This window comes from Bradyrhizobium sp. (genome assembly GCF_036009065.1).
Lineage (GTDB): Bacteria > Pseudomonadota > Alphaproteobacteria > Rhizobiales > Xanthobacteraceae > Bradyrhizobium.
Genome location: NZ_DASYMN010000100.1, coordinates 1 through 6250, shown reverse-complemented (window position 1 = coordinate 6250; position 6250 = coordinate 1). Strand labels below are relative to the sequence as shown.

General features: G+C 61.2%; 2 protein-coding genes and 2 pseudogenes. All 4 read left to right on the top strand.

The window, feature by feature from the left end:
• Positions 1-205, top strand: a pseudogene (locus tag VGP39_RS05905) (50S ribosomal protein L10); the annotation flags it as partial.
• 57 nt (positions 206-262) lie between these two features.
• Positions 263-634: a 50S ribosomal protein L7/L12 gene (rplL, locus tag VGP39_RS05900; RefSeq protein WP_327567169.1), complete on the top strand. Its 372-nt coding sequence runs from the start codon at positions 263-265 to the stop codon at positions 632-634.
• 577 nt (positions 635-1211) lie between these two features.
• Entirely contained in the window at positions 1212-5333 is a 4122-nt protein-coding gene (gene rpoB, locus VGP39_RS05895; protein WP_327567168.1) for a DNA-directed RNA polymerase subunit beta, read from the top strand.
• Positions 5334-5504: 171 nt separating this feature from the next.
• Positions 5505-6250, top strand: a pseudogene (locus VGP39_RS05890) (DNA-directed RNA polymerase subunit beta'); the annotation flags it as partial.

Genomic DNA, 6250 nt, shown 5'->3' with positions numbered 1-6250 from the left:
TCTCGGCGGTTCGATGGGCAAAACCGTTCTGAATGTCGACAGCGTGAAGGCACTCGCCGCGCTGCCGTCGCTTGATGAATTGCGCGGAAAGATCGTCGGCCTCCTGGTGGCGCCGGCGACCAAGATCGCTCAGCTCACCACCGCGCCCGCGGCCAAGCTCGCGCGCGTGGTTCAAGCCTATGCCTCAAAGAGCGAAGCGGCCTGACCCCCCTTCGCACATCAAACCTGGTTCGAACCAATTAAGCTTTAAGGAAACAGATCAATGGCTGACTTACAGAAGATTGTTGACGACTTGTCGGGTCTCACGGTGCTCGAGGCTGCCGAGCTCGCAAAGCTGCTCGAAGAAAAATGGGGCGTCTCCGCCGCTGCCGCCGTCGCAGTTGCGGGTCCCGCCGCCGCCGCCGCAGCACCCGCTGAAGAAAAGACCGAGTTCTCGGTCGTGCTCGCAGCGGTCGGCGAAAAGAAGATTGAGGTCATCAAGGAAGTCCGCGCCATCACCGGCCTCGGCCTCAAGGAAGCCAAGGATCTCGTCGAGGGCGCGCCGAAGCCCGTCAAGGAAAGCGTCAACAAGGACGAAGCCGAGAAGATCAAGGCTCAGCTCGAGAAGGCTGGCGCGAAGGTTGAGCTGAAGTAAGCGCAGCTTACTTCAGCGAAATCCCGGGCGAGCGCAGCGAGACCCGGGATCGCCACAAGGCAAGACGTAGATGGCCGGGACAGCCCGGCCATGACGAGAACGAGATCAGCGAATCCCGGGCGACCCGGGATCGCCACACGGCAAGACGTAGATGGCGGGGTCATATCGGCGAAGACGCGCTTTGCGCTTTGGCCCGGCCATGAAGGGGTGAGTTGTACACAGGATTGTGTGGGGATTTGTGGGAACACCCCTCGAATCTCCACGATTGCCATCCCATATCGGGATGGCAGCACGAAAGCACGGTTTGACGGCGGGAACGGCGACGTTTCTGCGTAAGCCGTTGGGAGATAGGCAAATTTCGGGCTTTTTCGGTCCGTAAAACGGAAGGTTGAGACGGGCGAAGCGGGAGACCTGCTTCGCGCGTCGTTTTGCGTTCTGAAGGTCGTAAGGTCAGGTCTAAGAATAAAAACCTGACATTGAGCTTCGGAATTTGGGATGTGTCAAGATTCAACCCGGGGGCGGCGGCAGCCGCGCTTCGGAAGGTTCGCCCCCGATGGCGACGAAATGAGAGGCCACTATGGCGCAGCAGACGTTCACCGGTCGCAAACGCGTTCGCAAATTCTTCGGTCATATCAAGGAAGTGGCGGAGATGCCGAACCTTATCGAGGTTCAGAAGGCGTCTTACGACCAGTTCCTGATGGTCGATGAGCCCGTTGGCGGACGGCTGGATGAAGGCTTGCAGGCCGTGTTCCGGTCGGTGTTCCCGATTTCGGATTTCTCCAATACGTCGATGCTCGAATTCGTCCGTTATGAATTCGAACCGCCGAAGTATGACGTCGATGAGTGCCGCCAGCGCGGCATGACCTACGCCGCGCCGCTCAAGGTGACCTTGCGCCTGATCGTGTTCGATATCGACGAAGAAACCGGCGCCCGCTCGGTCAAGGACATCAAGGAGCAGGACGTCTACATGGGCGACATTCCGCTCATGACCATGAACGGCACCTTCGTCGTCAATGGCACCGAGCGCGTCATCGTCTCGCAGATGCACCGTTCGCCCGGCGTGTTCTTCGATCACGACAAGGGCAAGACCCACTCGTCCGGCAAGCTCTTGTTCGCCGCGCGCGTCATTCCCTATCGCGGCTCCTGGCTCGACATCGAATTCGACGCCAAGGACATCGTGTTTGCGCGGATCGACCGCCGCCGCAAGATACCGGTGACGTCGCTGATGTTCGCGCTGGGCCTCGACGGCGAGGAGATCCTGTCCACGTTCTACAAGAAGATCATGTACAAGCGCGCCAAGGATGGCTGGCGCGTGCCGTTCGACGTCAACCGGTTCCGCGGCTACTCGACGATCAACGACCTGATCGATGCCGATACCGGCAAGGTCGTGCTCGAAGCCGGCAAGAAGCTCACCGTGCGCTCGGCCCGTCAGCTCCAGGAAAAGGGCCTGAAGGCGCTACGGCTGTCGGACGAGGAGCTGATCGGCAATTACCTTGCCGAGGACCTCGTCAATCCGAAGACCGGTGAAATCTATGCCGAGGCCGGCGAGGAAATCACCGAGAAGTCGCTGAAGGGCCTGAACGAGCAGGGCTACAAGGAATTGCCGCTGCTCGACATCGATCACGTCAACGTCGGCGCCTACATCCGCAATACGCTCAACGCCGACAAGAACATGACGCGTGAAGACGCGCTGTTTGACATCTACCGCGTGATGCGTCCGGGCGAACCGCCGACCATCGATTCGGCGCAGAACATGTTCCAGTCGCTGTTCTTCGACAGCGAGCGCTACGACCTGTCCGCGGTCGGCCGCGTCAAGATGAACATGCGCCTCGAACTCGATGCGCCGGACACCCATCGCACGCTGCGGAAGGAGGACATCCTCGCGGTGATCAAGACGCTGGTCGACCTGCGCGACGGCAAGGGCGAGATCGACGACATCGATCATCTCGGCAACCGCCGCGTGCGCTCGGTCGGCGAGTTGATGGAAAACCAGTACCGCATCGGCCTGCTCCGCATGGAGCGCGCCATCAAGGAGCGCATGTCCAGTGTCGATATCGACACCGTGATGCCGCAGGACCTGATCAACGCGAAGCCTGCCGCCGCCGCGGTGCGCGAATTCTTCGGCTCCTCGCAGCTGTCGCAGTTCATGGACCAGACCAACCCGCTCAGCGAGATCACCCACAAGCGCCGGCTGTCGGCGCTTGGCCCGGGCGGTCTTACCCGCGAGCGCGCCGGCTTCGAAGTCCGCGACGTGCATCCGACCCATTACGGCCGTATCTGTCCGATCGAGACGCCGGAAGGCCCGAACATCGGCCTGATCAATTCGCTCGCGACCTTTGCGCGGGTGAACAAATACGGCTTCGTCGAGACCCCCTATCGCAAGGTCAAGGACGGCCGGGTCACCGATGAGGTGGTCTATCTCTCGGCCATGGAAGAAGGGCGCTATCACGTCGCCCAGGCGAATGTGGCGCTCGACAACAAGGGCCGGTTCACCGACGACCTCGTGGTCTGCCGCCACGCCGGCGACGTGCTGATGATCACGCCGGACAAGGTCGACTATATGGACGTGTCGCCGAAGCAGCTGGTTTCGGTGGCCGCGGCGCTGATCCCGTTCCTCGAGAACGACGACGCCAACCGCGCGCTGATGGGCTCGAACATGCAGCGTCAGGCCGTGCCGCTGGTGCGCGCCGAGGCGCCGTTTGTCGGCACCGGCATGGAAGGCGTGGTTGCGCGCGATTCGGGTGCGGCGATCGCCGCACGCCGCACCGGCGTGATCGACCAGATCGACGCCACCCGTATCGTTATCCGCGCCACCGAAGATCTCGATCCTACCAAGTCGGGCGTCGATATCTACCGCCTGATGAAGTACCAGCGCTCCAACCAGTCGACCTGCATCAACCAGCGTCCGCTGGTGAAGGTCGGCGACCTCGTGCGCAAGGGCGACATCATCGCCGACGGTCCCTCGACCGACCTCGGCGAGCTCGCGCTCGGCCGCAACGTGCTGGTCGCGTTCATGCCGTGGAATGGCTACAACTTCGAAGACTCGATCCTGCTCTCCGAGCGGATCGTGAAGGACGATGTCTTCACCTCGATCCACATCGAGGAATTCGAGGTGATGGCCCGCGACACCAAGCTCGGTCCTGAGGAAATCACCCGCGACATTCCGAACGTTTCGGAAGAAGCGCTGAAGAACCTCGACGAAGCCGGCATCGTCTACATCGGCGCCGAGGTTCGCGCCGGAGACATCCTGGTCGGCAAGATCACCCCGAAGGGCGAAAGCCCGATGACCCCGGAAGAAAAGCTGCTGCGCGCCATCTTCGGTGAAAAAGCCTCCGACGTCCGCGATACTTCGCTGCGCGTGCCCCCGGGTGTGCAGGGCACCATCGTCGAAGTGCGGGTATTCAACCGGCACGGCGTCGACAAGGACGAGCGCGCTCTGGCGATCGAACGGGAAGAGATCGAACGCCTCGCCAAGGATCGCGACGACGAACAGGCGATTCTCGACCGTAACGTCTACGGCCGCTTGGCGGAGCTATTGGAAAACCGTCAGGGCATCGCCGGTCCCAAAGGCTTCAAGAAGGACACCAAGATCACCCGCGCGGTGCTCGATGAGCATCCGCGGTCGCAGTGGTGGATGTTTGCTTCGCCCAACGACAAGCTGATGGCCGAAATCGAAGCCATGCGGAAGCAGTACGACGAGTCGAAGAAGGGCCTTGAACAGCGCTTCCTTGACAAGGTCGAAAAGCTGCAGCGCGGCGACGAATTGCCGCCCGGCGTGATGAAGATGGTCAAAGTCTTCGTCGCGGTGAAGCGCAAGATCCAGCCCGGCGACAAGATGGCGGGCCGTCACGGCAACAAGGGCGTGGTGTCGAAGATCGTTCCGGTCGAGGACATGCCGTTCCTCGAGGATGGAACGCACGCCGACATCGTGCTCAATCCGCTCGGCGTGCCGAGCCGGATGAACGTCGGCCAGATCCTTGAAACGCATCTTGGCTGGGCCTGCGCGGGCCTCGGCAAGCGGATCGGGCAGGCGGTCGACGCCTATCTTGCGAATGCCAAGCAGGACACCAGGCCGCTCAAGGAGACCTTGAAGAAGATCTATGGCGACGACGAGACCATCAAGTCGCTCAACGACGCGGAGTTGATAGAACTCGGCGGCAACCTTCGGCACGGCGTGCCGATCGCGACGCCGGTATTCGACGGGGCCAAGGAAGCCGACATCGAGCAAATGCTCGAACTCGCCGGCATGGACAAGTCGGGACAATCGACCGTCTATGACGGCCGCACCGGCGACGCCTTCGACCGCAAGGTGACGGTTGGGTATATCTACATGCTCAAGCTGCATCATCTGGTGGACGACAAGATCCACGCGCGGTCGATCGGCCCGTATTCGCTCGTCACCCAGCAGCCGCTGGGCGGCAAGGCGCAGTTCGGCGGACAGCGTTTCGGCGAAATGGAAGTGTGGGCGCTCGAGGCTTATGGCGCGGCGTACACCTTGCAGGAAATGCTGACCGTGAAATCGGACGACGTGGCCGGGCGTACCAAGGTGTACGAGGCCATCGTGCGCGGCGACGACACGTTCGAGGCCGGTATCCCGGAATCGTTCAACGTGCTGGTCAAGGAAATGCGTTCGCTGGGCCTCAATGTCGATCTGCACAATTCGAAGATCGGCGGCACGACATCCGAGGCGGCGGAGTAATAACCAATACTGTCATGGCCGGGCTTAAGCGCGAAGCGCGTCTTCGCACAGATGTCCCGGCCATCCACGTCTTCGCTTCGTTTCCGGCTTGAAGACGTGGATGCGCGGGACAAGCCCGGGCATGACGAATACGGAATTTCTTAGGGCCGCCCGGCGGCCAAGGAGAAGACCATGAACCAAGAAATTATGAATCTCTTCAATCCGACGACGCCTGCTCAGGTCTTCGACCAGATCCGGATTTCGATCGCGTCACCGGAGAAGATTCTGTCGTGGTCCTACGGCGAAATCAAGAAGCCGGAGACCATCAACTACCGCACCTTCAAGCCGGAACGTGACGGGCTGTTCTGCGCGCGCATCTTCGGGCCGATCAAGGACTACGAGTGCCTGTGCGGCAAGTACAAGCGCATGAAGTACAAGGGCATCATCTGCGAGAAGTGCTCGGTCGAAGTGACGCTGAGCCGGGTCCGGCGCGAGCGCATGGGCCATATCGAACTGGCAGCCCCGGTCGCCCACATCTGGTTCCTGAAGTCGCTGCCGTCGCGCATCGGCCTGCTGCTCGACATGACGCTGAAGGATCTCGAGCGGATCCTGTATTTCGAATACTACGTTGTGCTTGAGCCGGGTCTCACCGCGCTCAAGGACCGCCAGCTGTTGTCCGAGGAGGAATATCTCCGCGCCCAGGACGAGTACGGCCAGGATTCCTTTACCGCCATGATCGGCGCCGAAGCGATCCGCGAATTGCTGAAGGGGCTCGAGCTCGAAAAGTTGGAGACGCAGTTGCGTGCCGAAATGCACGAGACTGAATCCGACATCAAGCACAAGAAGCTCGCCAAGCGCCTGACGATCGTCGAGGCGTTCCGCTTCTCCGGCAACACGCCGGAGTGGATGATCCTCACGGTGGTACCCGTTATTCCGCC

Excerpts from the sequence above, each read along its gene's own strand:
- rplL (WP_327567169.1), top strand. The coding sequence starts at position 263 with ATGGCTGACTTACAGAAGATTGTTGACGACTTGTCGGGTCTCACGGTG.
- rpoB (WP_327567168.1), top strand. The coding sequence starts at position 1,212 with ATGGCGCAGCAGACGTTCACCGGTCGCAAACGCGTTCGCAAATTCTTC.